General features: G+C 56.7%; 18 protein-coding genes and 1 tRNA gene. 5 read left to right on the top strand and 14 right to left on the bottom strand.

Annotated features, from left to right (window positions below):
- Positions 1 to 18: 18 nt before the first annotated feature.
- From thrC to argS, 4 genes are read right to left on the bottom strand one after another with little or no spacing between them, the layout of a single operon-like run.
- A complete protein-coding gene (thrC, locus tag M7Q83_RS00190; RefSeq protein WP_298334147.1) occupies positions 19 to 1,065 on the bottom strand; it encodes a threonine synthase in 1,047 nt (348 codons plus the stop codon).
- A gap of 11 nt (positions 1,066 to 1,076) precedes the next feature.
- Entirely contained in the window at positions 1,077 to 2,357 is a 1,281-nt protein-coding gene (locus tag M7Q83_RS00185) for a homoserine dehydrogenase (protein WP_298334144.1), read from the bottom strand.
- The gene (lysA, locus tag M7Q83_RS00180) at positions 2,354 to 3,634 is read right to left on the bottom strand and encodes a diaminopimelate decarboxylase (RefSeq protein ID WP_298334141.1); all 1,281 of its coding nucleotides are present in this window, start codon (positions 3,632 to 3,634) and stop codon (positions 2,354 to 2,356) included. The genes M7Q83_RS00185 and lysA overlap by 4 nt, the downstream gene beginning before the upstream one ends.
- Before the next feature lies 1 nt (position 3,635).
- Positions 3,636 to 5,258, bottom strand: a complete 1,623-nt coding sequence (gene argS, locus M7Q83_RS00175; RefSeq protein WP_298334138.1) for an arginine--tRNA ligase — start codon at positions 5,256 to 5,258, stop codon at positions 3,636 to 3,638.
- Between the two features lie 141 nt (positions 5,259 to 5,399).
- Between argS and M7Q83_RS00170 the strand changes: the two genes are divergently transcribed.
- The 3 genes from M7Q83_RS00170 (at position 5,400) to M7Q83_RS00160 (ending at position 7,609) form a co-directional block, all read left to right on the top strand.
- Positions 5,400 to 5,471 (top strand) — tRNA-Arg (locus tag M7Q83_RS00170).
- A gap of 349 nt (positions 5,472 to 5,820) precedes the next feature.
- Positions 5,821 to 6,768: an ATP-binding cassette domain-containing protein gene (locus M7Q83_RS00165; RefSeq protein WP_298334134.1), complete on the top strand. Its 948-nt coding sequence runs from the start codon at positions 5,821 to 5,823 to the stop codon at positions 6,766 to 6,768.
- Between the two features lie 4 nt (positions 6,769 to 6,772).
- Positions 6,773 to 7,609 (top strand): ABC transporter permease, encoded by an 837-nt coding sequence (locus tag M7Q83_RS00160; protein WP_298334131.1) that lies wholly within the window; start codon positions 6,773 to 6,775, stop codon positions 7,607 to 7,609.
- A gap of 3 nt (positions 7,610 to 7,612) precedes the next feature.
- Here the strand turns inward: M7Q83_RS00160 and M7Q83_RS00155 are convergent, their stop codons facing one another.
- Positions 7,613 to 9,070 (bottom strand): UDP-N-acetylmuramoyl-L-alanyl-D-glutamate--2,6-diaminopimelate ligase, encoded by a 1,458-nt coding sequence (locus M7Q83_RS00155; RefSeq protein ID WP_298334128.1) that lies wholly within the window; start codon positions 9,068 to 9,070, stop codon positions 7,613 to 7,615.
- A gap of 80 nt (positions 9,071 to 9,150) precedes the next feature.
- On the opposite strand from M7Q83_RS00155, the gene M7Q83_RS00150 reads away from it, so the two are divergent.
- Positions 9,151 to 10,020, top strand: coding sequence for a glycosyltransferase family A protein (locus M7Q83_RS00150; RefSeq protein ID WP_298334125.1), 870 nt, complete (start codon positions 9,151 to 9,153; stop codon positions 10,018 to 10,020).
- Between the two features lie 38 nt (positions 10,021 to 10,058).
- Here the strand turns inward: M7Q83_RS00150 and M7Q83_RS00145 are convergent, their stop codons facing one another.
- Positions 10,059 to 10,694, bottom strand: a complete 636-nt coding sequence (locus M7Q83_RS00145) for a DedA family protein (protein ID WP_298334122.1) — start codon at positions 10,692 to 10,694, stop codon at positions 10,059 to 10,061.
- Positions 10,695 to 10,744: 50 nt separating this feature from the next.
- Here M7Q83_RS00145 and tatA point away from each other — a divergent pair, with 50 nt between their 5' ends.
- On the top strand, positions 10,745 to 10,972 hold the full coding sequence (tatA, locus tag M7Q83_RS00140; RefSeq protein WP_298334119.1) for a twin-arginine translocase TatA/TatE family subunit: 228 nt from the start codon (positions 10,745 to 10,747) through the stop codon (positions 10,970 to 10,972).
- Positions 10,973 to 11,691: 719 nt separating this feature from the next.
- On the opposite strand, the gene M7Q83_RS00135 is transcribed toward tatA, so the two are convergent.
- The 8 genes from M7Q83_RS00135 to M7Q83_RS00100 all read right to left on the bottom strand — a co-directional run bounded on the left by M7Q83_RS00135 (position 11,692) and on the right by M7Q83_RS00100 (position 20,857).
- Positions 11,692 to 12,105 carry a cytochrome c oxidase subunit 4 gene (locus M7Q83_RS00135; RefSeq protein ID WP_298334116.1) on the bottom strand — a complete coding sequence of 138 codons (414 nt, stop codon included), beginning with the start codon at positions 12,103 to 12,105 and terminating at the stop codon, positions 11,692 to 11,694.
- Positions 12,095 to 13,780, bottom strand: a complete 1,686-nt coding sequence (ctaD, locus tag M7Q83_RS00130; protein ID WP_298334113.1) for a cytochrome c oxidase subunit I — start codon at positions 13,778 to 13,780, stop codon at positions 12,095 to 12,097. The genes M7Q83_RS00135 and ctaD overlap by 11 nt, the downstream gene beginning before the upstream one ends.
- A 39-nt stretch (positions 13,781 to 13,819) precedes the next feature.
- Complete coding sequence (locus M7Q83_RS00125) at positions 13,820 to 14,554, bottom strand: cytochrome c oxidase subunit II (RefSeq protein WP_298334111.1); 735 nt, start codon at positions 14,552 to 14,554, stop codon at positions 13,820 to 13,822.
- A gap of 77 nt (positions 14,555 to 14,631) precedes the next feature.
- Complete coding sequence (locus M7Q83_RS00120) at positions 14,632 to 16,200, bottom strand: ubiquinol-cytochrome c reductase cytochrome b subunit (RefSeq protein ID WP_298334108.1); 1,569 nt, start codon at positions 16,198 to 16,200, stop codon at positions 14,632 to 14,634.
- Positions 16,197 to 17,093, bottom strand: a complete 897-nt coding sequence (locus M7Q83_RS00115; protein ID WP_298334105.1) for a ubiquinol-cytochrome c reductase iron-sulfur subunit — start codon at positions 17,091 to 17,093, stop codon at positions 16,197 to 16,199. The genes M7Q83_RS00120 and M7Q83_RS00115 overlap by 4 nt, the downstream gene beginning before the upstream one ends.
- The gene (locus M7Q83_RS00110; protein ID WP_298334102.1) at positions 17,090 to 17,956 is read right to left on the bottom strand and encodes a c-type cytochrome; all 867 of its coding nucleotides are present in this window, start codon (positions 17,954 to 17,956) and stop codon (positions 17,090 to 17,092) included. The genes M7Q83_RS00115 and M7Q83_RS00110 overlap by 4 nt, the downstream gene beginning before the upstream one ends.
- Positions 17,957 to 18,013: 57 nt before the next feature.
- Positions 18,014 to 18,610 (bottom strand): cytochrome c oxidase subunit 3, encoded by a 597-nt coding sequence (locus tag M7Q83_RS00105; protein WP_298334099.1) that lies wholly within the window; start codon positions 18,608 to 18,610, stop codon positions 18,014 to 18,016.
- Positions 18,611 to 18,700: 90 nt separating this feature from the next.
- Positions 18,701 to 20,857 carry an AAA family ATPase gene (locus M7Q83_RS00100; RefSeq protein WP_298334096.1) on the bottom strand — a complete coding sequence of 719 codons (2,157 nt, stop codon included), beginning with the start codon at positions 20,855 to 20,857 and terminating at the stop codon, positions 18,701 to 18,703.
- Between the last annotated feature and the right edge of the window lie 166 nt (positions 20,858 to 21,023).

The raw sequence follows: 21,023 nt of genomic DNA, 5'->3' as shown, positions 1-21,023 counted from the left end.
AAATCCTGATCTCAAAAATCACAGACCAATCGCCTCTGCCACTTCTTTCATTGACGTACCCACTACCTTTGGTACTTGCACTTGGGATACCGCAGTGTCTGGATCCTTTAACCCATTCCCGGTCAGCACACAAACAATTGACGAACCAGGAATAACCGGGGTTTTGAGAAGTCCAGCTACTGAGGCTGCTGAGGCTGGTTCACAGAATACTGCCTCATCTCTCGCTAAGAGTATATATGCCTGAAGGATCTCTTCGTCGGTCACCGCCGTAATTGCTCCGCCGGATTCATCGCGCGCTTCTAACGCTAGCGACCAACTGGCAGGGTTGCCGATTCGGATGGCAGTCGCAACCGTTTCGGGCTGTGGCACGACCGCGCCGTTGACGATGGGTGCAGCGCCAGCTGCTTGAACACCAAACATCTTCGGGAGCTGCTGCGCGTAGCCCGCCTCGTAAAACTCCCGATAGCCAAGCCAATACGCGCTGATGTTGCCGGCATTGCCAACAGGAATGAACTGAGCATCAGGGGCAAACCCAAGTTCATCAATCACCTCAAAGGCTCCCGTCTTTTGTCCTTGGAGTCGATAGGGGTTGATGGAATTGACAATCGTCAACGGATGAGACTCTCCAAGAGCACGAACGAGGCGGAGGCCCTCATCAAAATTACCATCGATCTGAATCACCTGTGCTCCATAGACAAGCGCCTGTGCCAGCTTGCCAAGAGCGATATGACCCGAGGGTATCAACACCACCGCATCTATCCCCGCAGCAGCTGCATAGGCCGCCGCGCTCGCTGAGGTATTGCCAGTAGAGGCGCAGATGATAGTGCGGCTCCCCTGTGCGAGCGCCTGAGAAACCGCCATGGTCATGCCGCGATCCTTAAAGGAGCCAGTGGGATTAAATCCTTCCAGCTTGAGATAGACATCCGCTCCCACCCGACGCGACAGTCGCGGAGCGTACCGTAAGGGTGTTCCTCCCTCACCAAGACTCACGACTGGCGTCGTCGCATCAACAGGTAAAAATGCACGATACCGCTCGATCACTCCTGGCCAGGTCTCCTTTTTCATACCTTCACTCCTCATTCCAAGACGCGCAAAATCTGGTGCAACCGCTCGATCACATCGAGTCCTGCTAGCGCCGCCATCGTTGCCTTCATGGCAGAGAGACGGGTCCGGTGGGTAAGGAATACCAGATGCGCTAGCTCGCCACCGAGTTCGTCCTGCTCCATGCGCGCGATCGAGACGCCATGCTGGCCAAACACCTCGCTCACCTGTGCGAGGACCCCAGGAGCGTCCACCACCTCCATCGAGAGCGCAAAGACTGCCTCGATAGCCGAATCCTCGACAAAGCGGGTACCCTCAGCGATCCGCATGGGTGCTCGCGTGGCATTTCGAAGGTTCTTCACTGCGTCGATGACGTCGGCCAAGACGGCTGATGCCGTCGGCAGCCCACCTGCTCCAGGGCCAGAGAACATAAGCTGACCAACCGCCGACCCTTCCACAAAGACCGCGTTGAAGGAGCCGCGAACACTGGCCAATGGGTGGGTCGACATCACGATCGCTGGAAATACTTCGACACGTACGGGGGCATCCGAGGTGGTGATGTCTCGCTCTGCCTGTGCAAGGAGTTTGATGACCCCTCCGCTGCGCTCCGCGAAGTCAAAATCCGATGGGGTGACTCCCCAGATTCCATCCACCGTCACGTCCCCTACGTCAACATGGCCCCCAAAGGCGATGCTGGCAATGATAGCAAGTTTGGAGGCTGCATCCCTGCCGGACAGATCTCCCGAAGGATCTGCTTCAGCATACCCGAGCTGCTGAGCCTCCACCAGCGCCGCCTCGAGGCTGAGGTGCTCCTCCTGCATCCGAGTCAGGATGTAGTTGGTCGTTCCGTTCACGATCCCCACAATCCTTGAAAGCCGCTCACCAAAAAGCGAGACCCGCAAGGCACGAATGAGCGGGATGCCCCCTGCCACCGCCGCCTCGAAGAAGATATCCCGATGCACGGCCTGCGCAGCGAGTTCGAGTTCAGGAAAGTGAGTACTCAGAATCTCCTTGTTGGCCGTCACCACCGACTTCTTTGCCCCAAGCGCGGCCCGAATCGCGGAGAGAGCAAACTCACCAGGCCCTATGAGCTCGACCACCACCTCGATCTCATCATCGTCGATCACCTCCGCCAACTGGGTTGTCAACAAGCCAGCTGGTATCGGCCCACTCCGTGCCTTGTCCGGATTACGAACCAGAATGCGCCCGACTTCCAGAGGTTCACCCAATAGGTAGGCGAGGCGATCTCCCTCCTGGTCGAGCAATGAAACAAGCGCGCTGCCCACCGTTCCGCACCCCAAGAGACCGATTTTCATAGACCCAACTCCAAACGAAAGAGATCATCAACGGTCTCCCTCCGGACCATCAATCGCGCTTGCCCCTGGTGCACTCCAACAACAGCCGGTCGTGGAAGCTTGTTATAGTTCGATCCCATCGCCCAACCATAGGCGCCAGTGACAGGTGTCATGACGAGTTCGCCGACGCGTAGATCCGACGGGAGACAGGCCTCTCGTACGAGCACATCTCCCGACTCACAATGTTTACCGACAAGGGCCACCGTCGTATCATGCGCAGCAAATAAGCGAGAGGGAACATAGGCTTCGTAACCACTCCCGTAGAGGACGGGACGCGGATTGTCGCTCATACCTCCATCGACTGCCACATACGTACGTACTCCCGGTATCGTTTTGATGACTCCAACGGTGTAGACGGTAACCGCGGCTGCAGCAGCGATTGCGCGACCTGGTTCAACAAAGGTTCGCTCAGGGTCAATGCCATGTGCATCGAAGGTTTCTCGGAGCCAATGTGTCCAATCGCCAAGCGAGGGGACCAGCTCATCTCGCAGATAGCCTACTCCGAACCCACCACCGATGCACAACTCCTCAACATCGTTCTCTTCTACAAGCTCCACCATGATCGCCACCGCATCGCGGAAGGAGTCCAGCGCAAAAACCTGAGAACCGATGTGACAGTGGAGGCCAGACAGCACGAAACGTGAACTCGTCTTCATCCGCGTAATCGCGCGTTGAGCGTCCCCATTGGCAAGATTGAAACCAAACTTGGAGTCCTGTTGCCCCGTACGTACATAGGCATGCGTGTGCGCCTCAATACCAGGGGTCACCCGAAGCCACACATAGATCGCATCTCCCGCCAGACGTTCAAGCCGGTCGATTTCATCGAATGAATCGACCACCACTCTGCCGACCCCCACCTCGACCGCCGACCGTAACTCCTCCATCGACTTGTTATTCCCATGGAGCACCATACGCGATGGCCTCACTCCACCAAGCAGACCAGCTTTCATCTCTCCAAGCGACGCTGCATCCCACCACAACCGTTCTTCATCTACGATCCTTGCCATGGCAATCGTCGGGAATGCCTTGGAAGCGTAGATGACTTGTCCTCGACCAAACCCGCTGACTGCCTCTCGCATCCGGCTCCGGAGATGCCCCTCATCATAGATGAACAGCGGGGTTCCAAAACGGCCCGCGAGCTCGCTCACCGCGAGGCCACCCACCAGGAGCTCACCAACACCATCGACGGTGGCACTTAGAGGGGCGAGATGTTCAGGAAGGACCCCTAGGTCAGCCAACTCACATCTCCTCAAGGGGCGTTACCCCGAGCAGTTCAAGCGCAACCCCTAACGCGAGTTGTGTGGCTGTTGCCAAGGTCAGTCGAGCGTCGCGCACGGCAGGCTCAGCCGTGAGTACTGGACAGTCATGGTAGAACCCATGAAAATCAGCGGCCGCCTGCATGAGCCAGCCGACGATCTTATGGGGAGCCCGCTCGTGTGCAGCACGTGTGATCACCGATTCCAACCGCAACAGATCCTTCATCAGGGCTACCTCACGAGGATGGCTTAGACCAGCCAGTGCTTCAGGCGAACTGGTTTCAATGTTCACACCACGACTCACCACGTTGCGCAGCAATGCCGAGATGCGGGCATAGGCGTACTGTATGTAATAGACCGGGTTCTCCATCGACTGCGCTTTTGCCTGCACCAAGTCGATCTGCGAGGCGCGATCGATGGAGCTAGAGAGGATCAGCAGCCGCGTTGCATCACGGCCCAACTCTTGGATCAGCCAGTCGAGTGGAATCGCCGTTCCAGCGCGCTTGGAGAACTTCACCGCTTGGCCCTGTTCGAGCAGGGATACCATCTGACCAAGTTTGATCTCCAACCGATGTTCATCGATGCCGAGCGCGCGCACCGCAGCCATCATGGAGGCAACTTGACCATGATGATCGGCCCCCAGAACGTCGATCACCAGCGCAAACGATCGGACTACAAGCTTGTTGTAGTGATAGGCGATATCTCCGGCAAGGTAGGTGAAGTCTCCGTTAGACTTGCGCATCACCCGGTCACGGCTATCACCAAAGCGCTCAGAGGCGAACCAGAGCGCGCCGTCACGCTCATAGGTCGCTCCTTGGGCATCCAACTTGGCCACCACCTCGGCGACATCCCCCGACTCCTCGATCGAAGCCTGCGAAAACCAACTATCCATCTCGATGCCGAGTGAACCAAGCGTTGCTCGGACCAATTCCAGGATGATCGGGACAGCCCAGCTACCAGCCTCCACCACATCATCTGCGCCCTGATAACGCAGCGCCAGATCAGAGATATACGCGCCCTGATATCCACCTTCAGGTACCTCGTCTCCACGCCGGACCGCAATGATAGAGGCACCAAGCTGTCGAATCTGCCCCCCGGTATCGTTCACGTAGTACTCTCGAGTCACCCGATAGTTCACAAATTCGAGCAGCCGACTCAGCGCATCACCGTAGGTCGCAAGCCAACCATTGCCAACATGGAGCGGACCAGTAGGGTTCGCCGACACGAACTCGACCTGGGCGGTGACGCCGTGGCCTAGATCAGGGCGAAAGTACTCAACCTTTTCGTCAAGCAGTGCCGTAATCTCTCGGCCCAACGCCTCGGGAGCGATCCAAAAGTTCAAGAAGCCAGGACCAGCGACGGTCACCCGATCCACCATTGCATCGGCACGAAGTCGCTCGGCGAGCTGCTCAGCGATGATCCGAGGCGGCGCTCCCAGTGTCTTTGCGAGCACCATCGCTGCATTTGTCGCATAATCGCCATGATCAGGGATCGCTGGTTCATCAATCGCAACCGCCTGCAACGGTGTAGGATCAGCCTGAAGTGTCGCAAAACTATCCTGTGCAGTGGTATGCACCAACGTTAACAGCCGGTCTGCAATCGCCACTGTCCACTCCTTCACGTATCGAATACAGCTATCGCCGGGCAACGAAGAGCTTTGAGCAAAGCATATCAGCGCTACCAGCGCAGACAATGCACTCGGCGTCTTGGACCTGAGAGAACGCTAGACTCGTGTTCGCCTGATTGAGCCCCCGTAGCTCAGGGGATAGAGCATCGGCCTCCGGAGCCGGGTGCGTAGGTTCGAATCCTACCGGGGGCGCTCGGTCCATGTCTCGATACGCCGAGAGACCCGGCTCTGACGAGCCCACCAAAGAACAGTAGGGCAAAGACGGCCGCCCAGGGACGGTAAAGTAAGCCAGTGAGGTACCTGACGCTCCTGCTAACTGTTTGAGGCCAGGACAACCTCGGCCTCAGGGTCTGCTGCAAGCATGGGGCCTGACACGAACTTATCCCCTGCTGTCGGGATTAATCAGGCATTATTCCTATGTTGAGATAGGAAGATCTGTAGAGAAACAACTAGCCTGAGGACAGCGAGCACGGAACAACGACGTCTTCGTCGGCCGAGTCCCCAAACAACACGATATTTGATCGAGTCCATCGGAGGTGAGATGACCCTAGCCATCGAGGTGCGCAACCTGCGCAAAACGTTCAAAGGAGGCGTTACCGCTCTGGAGGATGTGAGCTTTCAGGTGGAGGCTGGAACCGTTTTTGGTCTACTCGGCCCTAACGGGGCTGGGAAGACGACCATCGTCAGGATTCTCACCACCATCATCCCTCCCGACAATGGCCAGGCGACCATTATGGGCATCGACGTCACCAAATCCCCCCAACAGGTCCGTGAACACCTCGGTCTTGCGGGTCAGGCTGCGGCAGTCGACGAACGGCTAACGGGTGAAGAGAATCTCTTCATGATTAGTCGGCTCAACCACCTCCCGAAACAAGTTGCAAGGGACCGTTCCGCTGAGCTCCTCCATGACTTTGGCCTTGAGTACGCAGCCAAACGTGTGCTCAGTACTTACTCAGGAGGGATGCGACGGCGCCTTGACCTCGCTGCGGCCCTCGTCGCACAGCCTCCGGTCTTGTTCCTCGATGAACCTACCACCGGCCTCGATCCCAAAAGTCGTAACGACCTTTGGGAGATCATCGAAAAACTCCTGGTGAATGGAACGACCGTACTGCTGACCACGCAATACCTTGAGGAGGCGGATCGACTGGCATCGCGGATCGCTGTCGTCGATCATGGTCTCGTGATCGCCGAGGGCACGCCAGATCAGCTCAAAGCGAACTTTGGAGCAACGGTGCTGGAACTTTCCTTCAAGGACGAAGAGGTCACTGACAAAGCCAAGGCGGCCGTCAACCCGCTGGCCTCAGCGGCCGTACAACAGGTTGAGAATCGCTTAGAGATTCCTGTGGCTGATGGCGCAGCGACCACCGCACTGGTGCTTGAGCGTCTGCTCAACGAAAAGATCAACCCAACCAGAATCAACCTTCGCGAACCGAGCCTCGACGATGTCTTTCTCGCGCTCACCGAACAACCAGCGACAATGGAAGGATAGGCCCATGGCACTCGCAGAACTTACGACCAGTCCGCACCGCTCTCGTCTCTATTGGATGGTGGCTGATGCCCTCACGATCACCAAGCGCAATCTCCTGAACTATGTCCGCATACCCCAGTCGTTGGTCTTCTCCACGATCCAACCAGTGATGTTCGTACTGCTCTTCCGCTACGTCTTCGGAGGTGCCATCGGGTCAGAGACCTCCAAGCTTGGTCTGAGCTACGTCAACTATCTGATGCCAGGGATCTTCATCCAGACGATCGCCTTTGGCTCTGTCCAGACCGGCGTCGGCTTGGCCGAGGACCTCCAGAAAGGGCTCATTGAACGCTTCCATGCCCTTCCCATGACACGCTCAGCGGTTTTGGCGGGAAGAACCATCGCCGATCTCATCCGCAACCTGGTGGTGATCGTCATCATGGTGATCGTCGGTTTCTTAGTCGGCTTTCGCATCGGAACCAACGTCGGGGAGTTTTTCGCGGGAATCGGCATCGCTCTCCTCTTTGCCTATGCGCTTTCGTGGTTCTTTGCTTTGATCGGTCTGGCCGCGCCTAACAGTGAAACCGCGCAGGTGATGGCCTTCCCCTTGCTCTTCCCACTGACCTTCGCCTCATCTGCCTTCGTGCCCGTGGAGAGTATGCCTTCATGGCTGCGTGGCTTTGCCAATCACCAACCGCTGAGCGTGGCGGTCAATGCCGCAAGGAGCCTCATGGACGGCCCGGTCGCAGCCCGTGCAGCCCAGTCCACCACCGGTGATTTGACCATCACCGCGATCATCTGGTGCATCGGCCTCTTGATCATCATGATTCCGCTTTCGGTCAATATCTACCGGAAGAGGGTGTAGGTCTCAGCGGCTACTGCGGGCGATCAACGCCGACCGCGCAACCTCGCGATCGTCTAGATAGACAACCGCAGGTCCAACTCTCAAGCTCTGTTCATGCCCTCTACCCACAATGAGCACCGTGTCTCCCGGTTCAGCCTCGTCAATAGCGAGCTCGATCGCCCTACGCCTATCTAGTTCGACCACAATACGAGAGGTGGCGACGTCGAGGGTGCCAGCCAATAACTGAGCGACAATCTCAGCAGGCTCTTCATCACCTGGGTTATCTGCCGTCAGGATCGCAAGATCGCTCGTCGCCGCAGCGCGGCCGAGCTCTGGGCGCTTGAGTCGATCGCGTCGTCCGCGAGCCCCTGCCACCAAGATGACTTTGCCGACCGAGGACTGAAGCCTGACCGTCTCGATAAGCGATCGGATCGCATCTGGGGTATGCGCGTAGTCCACCACGACCTGAAAATCCTGCCCCATCGTGATCGACTCAAAACGGCCAGCCACCGCATGACAATTCTCTATGCCCGCATAGACAACGTCTTGGTCCACCCCCAGGATAAAGCCCACTGCTGCTGCCGCTGCTGCGTTGTACGCATTGTGTGCGCCAAGAATTGGTACCGTCAGCTGGGTTGTCTGTCCATGGTGGCGGAGGAGAAAACGAGTGCCAATCGGAAGGAGCTCAATATCTGAGACGACAAAATCATTGCTTGGTCCCGGCCCGTAGGTCACATGTTCAACCGCCACTTGACTGGCTAGCCGACGCCCCCACTCGGTATCCGTACCGATGACAGCGACATTGGTAAGGGCCGGCACGAACAGGCGCGCCTTGGTGTAATAGTACTGCTCCATCGTGCCGTGATAGTCGAGATGTTCGGGCGACAGATTCGTGAACACGGCCACCTCAAAACGCATCGAATCAATTCGATGCTGGTCGATACCATGCGACGAGACCTCCATGACGACGGACTGCGTTCCATCGTGGAGCATGTCGGCCAAGAGACGGTGCAGGTCAGGGGCCTCCGGTGTCGTATAGATGCTCGGCCGATTGAGCCCGGCAAATCTCGATTCGATCGTTCCGATGAGACCAACGCTGCGGTCGGTCCCATTCAACACCGACTCGATCAGGTACGAGGTGGTCGTCTTCCCGTTGGTGCCCGTGATGCCAATCACCTCTAGGGACTTCGACGGCTCACCGAAAAAATAACTCGCAACACGGCCGATCGCGTGACGCACCGATGGGACGATGAGTTGGGGAACCTTCACGTTGACTGGATGCGCGACCATCACCGCCGCCGCACCGGCCTCGATAGCATCATCGATGAAGATATGCCCGTCATAACGGCTGCCCCGTGTTGCGCAGAATAGCGACCCAGGGCGAACCGCCCGCGAGTCAAGCGTCAGATCCGTCAACAACACCGATTCGCCAATCAGCTGCGCCGAGGGCAACAGCCCAGCGAGCTCCGCTAGTCCAGGCAATAAGATCGTCTCGCCGAAAAGCCGTCACTCATGAGATGCTAGGCTAGCAGCCGCAACCATCAACAGAATCCTGGGAGTCAATGCAAATCTCAGTCATCGTCACCTGCTACAACGCCCGCACCACCCTTGCCGCTGCTCTGGAGAGCGTAACAGCACAGTCAACCCCACCGCATGAGATCATCATCGTCGATGATGGCTCCACCGATGATTCCGTAGCGATTGCGCGCAGCGTCATCCCTGCAGCAACGATCATCGAGCAGCGTAACCAGGGCGTTTCCGCGGCGCGTAACGCGGGTTTAGCTCATGTCAATGGCGACGTTATCGCATTCCTCGACGACGATGACGTCTGGCATCCGACGAAGCTGGAGCGCCAGATCAGGCTTCTGGAGCAACACCCACAGCTCGACCTCGTCGCCACTCGCTGGTCGCGGACGTCTCCCATACCGCGCCAGGACTGGTCGCTTCGTTGGTTGAGCTACCGAGACCTCACCTTGATGAATCAATTCCAAACATCAACAGTCCTCATGCGCAGCCAGCTCGCAGCCGAGGTCGGCGGGTTTGACTCCAAACTCGATACCGTCGAAGACTGGGCGTTCTGGATTGCCTGTGCCAAGAAGGGCACCTTGGCCGTTCTTGAACAGGAATTCGTTCTCTACCGTGATTCACCTGACGGCGTCTCTAAGGACCTACATCGCTTCTGGGCAACTCTGGAACGGATGATCCACACCACTGACGCCATGGCGCTCCTTGACCCTACCGACCGCGAACGCATCATCGCCTGGCACGTCCAACGGATGTTGGTCGCTGCGCTGTTGCAACGTGACCTATCGCTCCTCGTCAAGATTGCCTTTCGCGGCCTACGGGTATCGCCAATCGCCCAGCTGCACGCCACGAGGACACTCACCATCCCCTTCCTCACCGAGCGACTTCGTCGTAGGAGGGAGATCTGAGGTTTCCAACCACTCTCACACTCCCAAAACGGCACATATCAATCCTCTGTAGCCGGCTTTGGCTTACGCAGGGACGGACCAAAGTGTCGGTATAACCCGACACCGAAGAACAAGACGACCACTAGCGCCAACACAATCTCACTCGTTAGGCTTGCATCCTTGAGAACGGATGCATAGTTCGCTCCTGCGACATAACCGAGCCCTGTGTAGAGGCCAGCCCAACAGATGCCGCCGAGCGCATTAAAGACAAGGAACCGCCGGTAGCGCATCTCGGCAATCCCCGCAGCTCCTGGAATCAACACGCGAAGCACCGTCGTAAACCGGCCAACAAACACGCCAAGCCCCCCCCGTCGACGCAACAGATCAATAGCCTTGTCAAGCGACTCCGGCTTTAAGAGTCGGCGTGGAATCTTCTTCATCACCCGTGGCCCGTACCGAGCACCTACCCAATAGCCAACCGAATCACCAATAATTGCACCCGCAGCCGCAATCCCGCCTACGAGCCATACCGGGAATCGACCCTCAGCAGCTAAGACGCCCCCAAACACGACAGCGGTCTCACCAGGGAAGATGAAACCCAAGAAAATAGAGGCTTCCAATGCGGGAAAGGCGAAAACCAGAACCAGCGCCAGCAACGAAGGAACAGATAATAGCCGGGAGACGAGAAAGTTCACTTTTCCTAACCTCTCGTGCTAAGTTAATGGAGAAGTACCGAAGGAGTACCATGTTACTAGCAGATATATTCAGTCCTACCGACCTCATTGTTGTCGTCGTCGTGCTCCTCCTCATCTTTGGAGGTAAGCGGCTTCCCGGTCTCGCTCGTTCGATTGGGTCAGCGACCTCTGAGTTCAAGAAAGGCGTCGACGAAGGCGCCCGCTCCACTGCGGACAAGCCCGACGAGCAGCCACGTGCCGAGGCAACAAAGCCCGACGAGAGCAACAACCCAGAATAGCTCGCTCCACACCGGAACGTTATCCAATCCTCTCCCGCTGTGAACACACCGGAGTCCCGGGGATGCAGCGATACCGCACGGGCGGTAACGCACCGAGCATCCCTGGAGGCGCCGACGTCCTACCGATCCTGAGTGCCATGGGAGACAACCCACTCAATCATGGCAGTCTTGGACTCCCGCAACTGCAACCGAGTATTTCTCCTTCGTGGTTTTCATCTACACGACCACTACCCGACAATCGTACCTTCGTCGGCCTCTTCCAAGAGCCCACGATGACCTCGGCACCCGTCACAGCCCCGTGGCGACCCGAAGCATGACACGCCAGTGCCTTCCAACAAACTCACGCGTAGCGCAGGCCACCAATTCGACGGGTTCGTGCTACGTTACACGTCCCTCACGACGACATGTCGTGCACCTACGGTAGCCCCTAGCGGTGAGGGAACGGCACAACTCCCGCAACAGCGCCACCAATCGCGTGAATTGCGCCCCAACTACCGAGATTGACGCAGGGAATATAGAGGCCTGACTCCATCTCGCCATTGACCGTGGCCAACGGCTAAGCAACCGGACCCCGGCGCACTAGCCCGAGCCGCCACCTAGCACGACGCTACCACAGAGTTGCGCTATTGCCTATCTGAGGCAGGAGCGGCAGAGTGAACCCGATCCTGGCAAAGACGAGCGTTCATGAAACCAGTCGCCCAGGAAGGAGCAACAGAGCCTCAGGAATGGTGCACATTCTCCACTTCGGAGTAGGACGCCCGTTTGGACTCCTGTGTCGCCCCGATTGCAGCACCGAAGACAAAACCCATGCCGATGATGGCGAACCACAGCCCGAAGACGAAGGCCAACCCAACCAGCCAGACACCAACCCCGAGCGTAAACGGGAAAATCGTGTTCTCGGGAAACTGACCGATCACCCCAGTGATATCCTTTGGTTCAACCTCGGTATCCTCAAGTCGTGGCTGCATCCTACGGGACCACCAGCCCAAATAAAGACCAGGCATCAGACCGAGACCGGCACTCGCCAAGAGCAGCACAGAACCAGTTGATTCATGGCTCCATAGGAAATAGATGATCAGAACAACAACAAAGAAGCTACCAATACCGAGATAGACTCGCGACTCATTCCGCACTTTCGTCACCTCCTGTAAGGACTGGAACTGCATCAGCGTGATCGGGATGATTCATATCCCACGTCGGACGAGCCGACCGAATGGGAGGAAGAGAGTGGAAGTTGTGCGGGGGCGGCGGAGAGCTTGTCGCCCACTCCAGCGTAAAGCCATCCCAAGGGTTATCTCCGGCAGGGCGGGGGCGGCGCCAGGAAACGATGAAGTTCAGTAAGAACAGGAACATACCAATCCCCATCATGTATGACCCTACCGTCGACATCCGATTCAGGAAGGTGAAGCCATCAGTGGGAGAGTAGATAGCGATACGACGCGGCATACCACGTAGCCCGAGTAAATACTGCGGCATGAACGTTATCCAGAATCCGATGAAGGTCACCCAGAAGTTCCACTTGCCGAGCCCCTCATGCATAAACCGGCCGGTCAGCTTGGGGTACCAGTAATAAATGCCAGCGAAACCGGCAAACACCGTGGTCGCGATCAACACCTGATGGAAGTGCGCAACAACAAAATACGTATCATGGGTGTAGAAGTCAATCGGCGGCGATGCCAACATCACTCCAGTGATCCCGCCCATCACGAAGGCAAAGATGAAACCGACCGCGAACAACATTGAGGTGTTGAACTTGATCTGCCCACCCCACATGGTGGCGATCCAACTGAAAATCTTGATGCCAGTTGGAACTGCAATCAGAAGCGACATCGCGGAGAAGAACGGTAACAACACGGTACCGGTAGTGAACATGTGGTGCGCCCAAACGCCAGTGGAGAGACCAGCTATAGCCAGGATCGAGAAGATCATCCCTTTGTAACCGAAGATGGGCTTACGGGAGAAAACGGGAATCAATTCGGATACGATGCCGAAGAAGGGAAGCGCAAGAATATAGACTTCCGGGTGGCCAAAGAACCAGAACAGATTCTGCCACATAACCGGTACTCCACCCCCTGCAACACTAAAGAAATGCGCTCCAAAGTGTCGATCCGCATACAGCAGTACCAAAGCCGCGGTCAACACCGGGAAGGCGATCAAGATAAGCACTCCGGTGACAAGCATGCTCCAAGTAAACAACGGCATACGGAACATCGTCATACCCGGTGCACGCAGGTAGAAGATGGTGGTCACCAAGTTGACAGCCGTAAAGATACCCGAGAAACCGACCATCGCGATCGAGACGATCCAGAGATCGGGACCAGGACCAGGAGAGTATGGCGCCGTCGAGAGCGGCGCATAGGCGACCCATCCAAAAGCCGCCGCGCCCGATGCGGTGAAGAAGCCAAACAACATCGTGACGCCACCTAGGAGGAAGAGCCAATACGAGAGGTTGTTCAGCCGCGGGAACGCCATATCTGGCGCCCCAATCTGGAGAGGAACGATGAAGTTTGCGAATCCACCGAAGGCAAAAGGCCCTGCAAACAGGTACAGCATCATCGACCCATGGATCGTAAACAGCTCGTTGTAGGTCTGCAGTGAGACTACATGACCATTCGGATTAAAGAGTTGGGTGCGTATCAACAGAGCCATCGCACCAGCGATGAACATAAAGGTCAACGCCGTATACATGTAGTTCTTGCCGATGACCTTGTGATCAACGGACGTGATCCACTTATAGAACCCACCTGGAACCTTCTGCTCGTGCAGAACAGCTCCAGTTTGAACCTGCGGCTCCTGAAGAATCGTCATTGTTCCACCTTAACCTTTATCTCGCAGTAATAACTCATCTCAAGCTCCCTGGTGAGCATGGATCCACGACTGGAACTGACTCGGGGAGACCACATGAACATAGAACAACATATCGGCATGGTACAGACCGCAGAACTGAGAACAGCGCCCAAGGAAGTTCGCCGTGTGTTGAGGTGTGAAGTCGAAATAGTTGGTGACGCCCGGGAGTGCATACCTTGAGAAATCAAACTCAGGCATATAAAACCCATGGACCACATCGTTGGAGACCAACCGGAACGTAGCGGTCTCGCCGACCGGCAACTCGAGCGTTGGATACAGGTCGACACCCTTGGTGATGGTCGTCACCCCATACTTTGGGTAGTAGAACTTCCAACCCCATTGAAACCCGGTCACATCGACGCGCAGATTCGGGTTACGAGCAACCGTATCCACCTTGTTCTCAACGCGAACCGTGAAAAAGTAGAGCACGGCCACAATGAGCACAGGAACGACTGTATAAAACACCTCAAGCTTGGTGTTGCCATGAATCTGTTTAGGGATAATCGATTCTCCCTTGCGACGAAAACGAATAATCGCTAATGCCAAGAGAATGAAGGTGATGCCACCCACAAAGATCGAAGCCACAAAGAAACCTTGAAAGAGATGATAGGTGCTATTCCCTTGCACCGTGTTGCCCTTGAAGGCACCAAAGCTTGGGAGGTTGCACGCGGACAACGTCAGCCCTGCACCCAGGACGCCTACGAGCGGTGCAAGCCGCCTCATCACTCTTGACACACTGCCACCTTGTAGAAGACGACCGTGGAAAACACGTTGCATCAATCCCTGCTGATTAGTCCTATCCACACTTCACCTCAATCCCTCGGAACCTCGAAGACACCATGGTCATCTTCGATCCCAGACGCCTCCGCCGAGCTATCCCCTGGGGCTGCATCCTGAGAACTCATCGAATGACCGTTGCCACCCACCAAGCTACGGTAAGCGACCTCTTCAGGCAGTTCTCGGATCTCCTCCTCCTCTCCGTGGATACTCAGTTCAGCCAAGGTAAACGATCCATCGAAATCACGCCGAATCTCTACAGGAATCTTGGGATCACCAATCGTCGGGATCGCCGCCATCTCTCGCAGCAGGAGGTAGGTGACGAGACCAGCTACCAACGGGAGCACAAAGAGCATGATGCGTAGAGTCCACAGTACCAAATTCAGTGAAGTCTGGAAGGTGTTCGCCAGAACATCAGTAGCGCTCGCTAAGAACAACACGATGTAGAACATCAAGATACCAACACCAACCGAGGTCCGTACGGGATGTTCTCTTGGACGATCACAGATGTTGTGCTCACGATCATCCTTGGTGAATCTCTTCTCAATCCACGGCCATGCAAACAACAAACCAAAGGTGACTCCCGGGAGCAGGACCGCTGGGAAGAAGACATTCGGGATCATATGCCCCCCGTAGGTTGGCCCAAAGACCGCCTCCCAACTCGGCATCAAGCGCAACGCGCCATCGAGCCAACCCATGTACCAGTCCGGCTGTACCGCGTAAGAGACCTTGTAGGGAATATATGGCCCATAGAGCCAGATGGGGTTGATCTGGACAAAGCCACCGAGCGCGGCGATCACGGCTGAGGTAATGAAGAAAAAACCACCGGCTTGGAGCGCGTAGGCGGGCCAGAATGGGATACCAACGACATTGCGGTTCGTTCGTCCTCGCCCAGGGTACTGGGTGTGCTTCTGGTGCCACATAATGGCGAGATGCGCCCCAATCAGAGCTGCGATAATGGCAGGCAGGATCAAAACGTGAATAATGAAGAACCTCGGAATGATGGAGGTCCCTGGGAAGTTCGAACCGAAGACAAAGAAGGCCAGATAGCTCCCGATCACGGGGATCGAGAGAATAATAGAAAACGCGATACGAATACCCGTACCAGAGATCAAGTCATCCGGTAGTGAATACCCGATAAACCCATTCACGATAGCGAGGATCAGTAAAGAACTCCCAATAATCCAGTTCAGCTCGCGCGGCTTGCGGTAAGAACCGGTAAAGAAGATCCTCAGCAGATGGACCACAATCGCGGCGATGAAGACATCCGCTGCCCAGTGGTGGATCTGGCGCATGACCAGACCCGCACGCACGTTGAAGGAGATATTCAGTGTCGAAGCATAGGCCTCTGACATCTTCTGACCGCGTAGCGGTGCGTAGGATCCGTGATAGGTGATCAGATGCTGGGATGGCACATAGAACAGGGTAAGGAATACTCCAGTAAAGATCAGGATAACAAAGGAATACATCGCGATCTCGCCCAACATGAACGACCAATGATCAGGAAAGATCTTGTTGAACGAGCTGCGTGCAAATTTCGCGACCCCTAAGCGCTCATCAGCAAAGTCAGCGGCCCCAACCGCTCTTTCTTCTAGCGTACTCACGCTCCACGCTCCCAAAATCCAGGACCAATCGGTTCATCAAAGCCAGACTGCGATCGCAACACACCGTCAGAGCCGACATAGAGCGGTAATTGCGGCAATGGTCGCGGAGCCGGGCCAAACACATTTGTCGCGCCAGTGAGGACGTCGAACAGGCTCTGGTGACAGGGGCAGAGGAGTTGCTGGGTTAGCTCTTGGTATAGTCCCACCGGACAGCCAGCATGAGTACAGACCTTTGAGAATGCCAGGTATCCCTGGGGCCCCCATGTCTCTCTCCCCGGCCGAGTCACTAAGTCGTAATCAGCTGCCCGCACCAAAATGACCTGATCGATCGCGTTTGACGGTTCACCCTCGAAACCCTTGGGGAAAACGGTCATCACGCCACCGACCTCGAGATCACTCGCTAAGACCGTTCGACCATCAGCAGTCACAAGCTCCGAACCGTGCTTCCAGTTAGTCACAAAGAGCGACTTCCCGGGAACCGGTCCGAGCGAGCGAAGGAAAGGGAATAGGTTGATAATACCAAAGACGCCCACCGCTCCCCCGAGGAGGCGCAGCAGGAATTTTCTCCGACCTACTTGCCCCAGCCCTCGTGACAACGATGCGTGCATCGCATCCAGATCTTCGGGCGCGCTCTTCATCTCATGGCGCTCTTGTACGTAGGGCCCCTGCGGGACGAGATACTTACCCCAAGAGACAATGCCGACACCAATGCCGCCGAGCGCGAGGAAGAGGAACCCACCTTCGACCTGCGGTTGGCCGCCGACCCAATAGGTCACGCCAAGGCCAATGGTCCCGATGACGGAGACGATAAAACTAATCGCCACCACCTTCTCCATCAAAGGACGCCGAATCTCCTGGTCTCCGGCACCCTCAAAGAGTTGGGTATCGCTCATTGCGCCCGTCCTCCAATCCAATAACCCGCTACCATCAACGAACCCAATCCAATGAGGATGGCTACAAAACCTTCAGCCACTGGACCAACACCGCCAAGTGCCAAGCCACCACGATCATCGGGGTGTTGGATGTAGTTGACATAGCGAACGATGTCATCAACCTCCTGGTTCGAGAAGGTGCCCGGACCGAACCGAGGCATATCACCAGGTCCCGTGCGTATGGCCTCGGCGACTTCCGTTGGCGTTGCAGCCCATAGCGAAGGTGCATAGATATTGTTTGCCAGCGCATCACCAGCTCCCGTGATGGTATGACACGCCGCGCAGTTCTCCGCAAAGAGTGACTCTCCCTTTGACAGGTTCGCCAATCCGAGATTCGGGGACGGGATCGCAGGTCCCCCTGGGGCAAGCGACGCGACATAGGCCGACACCGCTAACTGCTGCTCATGCGACAACCGCGGCGGCTTGATCTCGGCCTCCTCCGTCGGATCTGCCAGTGGCATGCGCCCGGTCGCTACCCAAAAATCGACGGTTGCGGCCCCAAGCCCTTGTAGGTTGGGAGCTCGCACTGAACCCTCAGCGTCGGGACCATGACAGGTCTGGCAATCCTCTGCAAAGAGCTCCCTACCCTGTGGAATCAGGCTTCTAGGTGGATTCTTGTAGACGATCGGCTGCTGCGAAGAGGCGCCGTGCGCCACTGGTTTGGCCCCAACTTTGGCGTGCGACGCCACCTTGGCACTCGTCAACGCCTGGGTATGCCCCTGATGGGGATACAACGCAACAGTAGCGAGCGCAAGTACCGCCGCACCCGATACCGCAGAACCCACAGCCCACGTGAGCTGAGAACGCCTCTTGCTCTTACGCATCTTGTGATCGTTCACCACACCAACCCCTCATCATCAACCACCTCAAATACCGCGCACTCAGTGCACCAGGAACAGACAGGCATAGAGCGCAACCCACACAATGTCAACAAAGTGCCAGTAGTAGGACAGTGCCTGCAAGCCTGGTAAGTGACGGGAACCACCCTTGATGCCCTTGAGCCGAAAAAGAAGAAACAACATGGCCACCAAACCAAGAATCACGTGAAGACCATGGACTCCCGACATGACATAGAACAATGAGCCATAGGCATTGGTCTGCGGACCAAACTTCAACGTCGACCACTCAACTGCTTGGTTGGCAATGAACGATCCTCCCATGATGAAGGTCAGGACGATCCACCACATCGCGCTCCTAGGGCGATCGTGTTCTGCCTCAAAAACTGCCTTCTGCATCGTCACACTCGACATCACCAAGATAGCGGTGAAGATGCCCGCCTGCACAGTGTCGAGGTGGGTTCCCGCTGGTGGCCAAGGCGAACCATCATGGGCACGGATGGTGAAATAGGCGGCAAACAGACCGCTGAAAAACATCAGCTCTGAGCCAAGCCAGACAATGGTACCTAACCCGAGTATGGATGGCTTTGAGAATCGGATCGGTTCTCGTCTCGTCGGCGCTGCGACAGTCGTCTCAGCCATTGTTACCCATCACTCCCAGCACTCCTTTGTCCGACCAACCCTGTCAGACCAACCCTGTCAGACCAATCCCGACGCTACCCTATCGTTCCATCACACAAGCATGGACTCGACCCATCCAGGGATCGAGTTGAGGAAAACCATCGAGACAGAACGAGTCGCGCGAGTGAGAGCCACATACATCGAACGCCGAAGAAGATCGCCCTCCTCCGGTATGTCGAACCCAACAAGCGCTACTGAATCGAACTCCATCCCTTTGACCCCGGACACACTAGCTACGAACACTCTAGCGACATCGACTTTGCAATTGCAAATCAATTGGAGCAACTCCGGGACCTCATCTGGAACGACGAGCGCGACCGTACCCTCGGCCTCGGCCAACCACACACGCACCTGGTCCTCGAGGTGCTGAACGAGGCTGGAGCGATCGATCACAGTGGTCGCAAGTGTCCCGACAAGCGCCCGGACCGGGACCTCCTGAAGTGCCTGATCGCCCAGTATACGACGTCGAAGACGGTCAGCAACCCTGGCAAGCAGCCGTGGAGAACGGTAGTTCATCGGGAGTCGTATGAGCTCAAAATCAGATACCCCAAAAGGCCCCATCACCTCCCGCCACGATCTCCCGCGATAGGGGCCAACCGCCTGTGCAAGATCACCGAGCACCGTAAGAGAGTCCTTAGAAGTGCGTCGACGGATCACTCTCGCAGCCATAGGCGATATGTCTTGAGCCTCATCAACTATAACATGACCGAATATCTTGGCTTGAGGTACCCCAACGAGCGTGTCAATCTCGTCGAGAAGCATGATGTCTTCGTCGGTCCAGTGCACCTCGGTCAAAGCCAGATCGGGTGGTAGTGACAAGGCAGCCACCTCATCCTCACGAAGGATCGATCTCGCGGCGAGCTGCAACAATGGTCGATGGGTAAAGAGATCAAAAAGAAGCTCCTCCGCCTTGAGTGCCGGCCAAATCCGCTCAACGATCCGTTGAAAGTGCTCTACTCTGCGGAGCTGGAGGACCACATCACCAATGATGTCCTCCTCGGTGTCCTCGGGAAGTCGCAACGGAAGATCGAGGTCATCGTCGAAGAGGTTGATGACATTCTCGCTTAAATCAGCAGGACTCATGGAGAGTTGTCCACCACGAAGAAATTCGATGGCCAGTTCCCTCGCAAGGTAGGCCTCAACCGCTTTGCGCCGCTGGTTATGACGCCCCTTGGCCGCAGTTCCAGCCAGGATCGCTCGCTGTGTGAGTTCCGGTGACACCATAAGAATTCTGGACCCAAAGGGTATGCTCGCGGTCTGCTTTAGTGGCCGCTCGCGGTCCTTGACCGCCTGTCGCAGAACACGAGCCATGCGAGGATCACCCTTCAACCGCGCAACGAAAGCGTCACGGGTGGGAGTCGAGTTCATGCGCGGTTCGCGTAACCCAGCGATGGATCGCACCTCCACGCCACTCTCACCCAAGGAAGGCAGGACGGCACGAACGTAACGAACAAACGACTCGGAGGGGCCGAGCACTAGCACACCTTGGCGCTCTAGCCTCCATCGGTACGTGTAGACGAGATAGGCTGCTCGGTGCAGCGCCACCGCCGTCTTGCCAGTTCCTGGCGATCCCTCGATCACAATGGTCCGATTCAGCGGCCTTCGAATCAGCTCATCTTGATCGGCCTGAATCGTCTCGACGATGTTGGCCATCTCGAGTGTGCGTGGGCGCTCAAGGGCAGAGTAGAGCGATGCTCGTCCGACCAACGCATCTTCCTGGTCGCCTCGATCCGAGGCGACCAGATCCTCACACTCCAGACCGACGAGGCTTCGCTGTGCAATCGCGAGATGCCATCGTCGTTGCAACCCCATCGGATGCAGTGCAGTCGCTCGATAAAATGCTTCGGCGACTGGTGCTCGCCAGTCAACCACCAGTGGGTCACCGGTATCGTCGGAGAGAGAAATGCGTCCAATGTGGTAGGACGTTAAACCCTCGGCATCGTTGAGGTCGATTCGCCCGAAGAGGAGTGGGTGTGCACCCACCTCCAGCCGTCCAAGGCGGGTGAGGGAGGTCTCGATCGTCACATCGCGTTCAAGGCGCGCCTGGGGGGTCCCCCCTCTGGGGAGCTCCAGGGCCTGATGCATAGATCCTTGGATCCTTGACTTGAGCTCATCGAGTGTCCGGTACGCCCGTTCGACATAGGCACGCTCGAGCTCAAAAGCGTCAAGCTCCGCACCGATTGCGTGCTCCTGTTGGTCAGGCGTCATCGAATTCAACCAAATTCAAGATGGCCATTCGCCACCCAATTACATATCCCAAACTACACCTATCGCCATTGGTGACCTTCGCACACGTCTTGCCTATCCCGACCATCCACTCTACCCGGTCCCCAGGCATAGGTTCACAAGAGCAATCGTGGGCGTCCCTCCACAT

It is taken from the genome of Ferrimicrobium sp. (assembly GCF_027364955.1).
In the GTDB taxonomy this organism is placed as follows: domain Bacteria; phylum Actinomycetota; class Acidimicrobiia; order Acidimicrobiales; family Acidimicrobiaceae; genus Ferrimicrobium.
This window is presented reverse-complemented; position numbering and strand designations above follow the sequence as displayed.

Excerpts from the sequence above, each read along its gene's own strand:
- thrC (WP_298334147.1), bottom strand. The coding sequence starts at position 1,065 with ATGAAAAAGGAGACCTGGCCAGGAGTGATCGAGCGGTATCGTGCATTT.
- M7Q83_RS00185 (WP_298334144.1), bottom strand. The coding sequence starts at position 2,357 with ATGAAAATCGGTCTCTTGGGGTGCGGAACGGTGGGCAGCGCGCTTGTT.
- M7Q83_RS00165 (WP_298334134.1), top strand. The coding sequence starts at position 5,821 with ATGACCCTAGCCATCGAGGTGCGCAACCTGCGCAAAACGTTCAAAGGA.
- M7Q83_RS00160 (WP_298334131.1), top strand. The coding sequence starts at position 6,773 with ATGGCACTCGCAGAACTTACGACCAGTCCGCACCGCTCTCGTCTCTAT.
- M7Q83_RS00150 (WP_298334125.1), top strand. The coding sequence starts at position 9,151 with ATGCAAATCTCAGTCATCGTCACCTGCTACAACGCCCGCACCACCCTT.
- tatA (WP_298334119.1), top strand. The coding sequence starts at position 10,745 with ATGTTACTAGCAGATATATTCAGTCCTACCGACCTCATTGTTGTCGTC.
- ctaD (WP_298334113.1), bottom strand. The coding sequence starts at position 13,780 with ATGACGATTCTTCAGGAGCCGCAGGTTCAAACTGGAGCTGTTCTGCAC.
- M7Q83_RS00115 (WP_298334105.1), bottom strand. The coding sequence starts at position 17,093 with ATGAGCGATACCCAACTCTTTGAGGGTGCCGGAGACCAGGAGATTCGG.
- M7Q83_RS00110 (WP_298334102.1), bottom strand. The coding sequence starts at position 17,956 with ATGCGTAAGAGCAAGAGGCGTTCTCAGCTCACGTGGGCTGTGGGTTCT.
- M7Q83_RS00105 (WP_298334099.1), bottom strand. The coding sequence starts at position 18,610 with ATGGCTGAGACGACTGTCGCAGCGCCGACGAGACGAGAACCGATCCGA.
- M7Q83_RS00100 (WP_298334096.1), bottom strand. The coding sequence starts at position 20,857 with ATGACGCCTGACCAACAGGAGCACGCAATCGGTGCGGAGCTTGACGCT.